General features: G+C 64.3%; 1 protein-coding gene. It reads left to right on the top strand.

Translation table 11 applies throughout. The features are described 5' to 3' along the window. Positions 1-132 precede the first annotated feature (132 nt). The coding region (locus EN780_RS37775; protein ID WP_245500319.1) for a recombinase family protein at positions 133-448 on the top strand (316 nt) is incomplete at its 3' end.

Here is a 448-nt window from a genome sequence, read left to right as displayed (position 1 = left end):
CTGCGGGGGAGGGTGGAGAAGGGCAAGGCCGGCGGCGGGCTGTGCTACGGCTACCATGTGGTGAAGAAACTGGATGCCGTAGGCGAGCCCATTCGCGGTGACCGCTAGATCGTGCCGGAGGAGGCGACCATCGTGCGCCGCATCTTTCGCGAGTTTGCCAGCGGCAAGAGCCCGAAGGCTATCGCCGTCGACCTCAACAAGGAGGGCATTCCCGGCCCGCTCGGTCGGCACTGGGGCGATACCAGCGTGCGCGGGCATGTCATCCGGGGTACCGGCGTCATCAACAATGAGCTCTATACCGGTGTGCTGGTTTGGAACCGCCTGCACTTCGTCAAGGATCCCGCCACCGGCAAGCGCGTCTCCCGGGCAAATTCGCCAGCAAAATGGATCCGGACCGAGGTGCGGCATCTCAGGATCGTCGAGGACGAGCTTTGGCATGCCGTGAAGG

It is taken from the genome of Mesorhizobium sp. M4B.F.Ca.ET.089.01.1.1, from assembly GCF_004022605.1.
GTDB lineage: Bacteria > Pseudomonadota > Alphaproteobacteria > Rhizobiales > Rhizobiaceae > Mesorhizobium > Mesorhizobium abyssinicae.
Note: the sequence above shows the minus strand (reverse complement) of the source record. Positions and strands in the feature narration are given on the sequence as shown.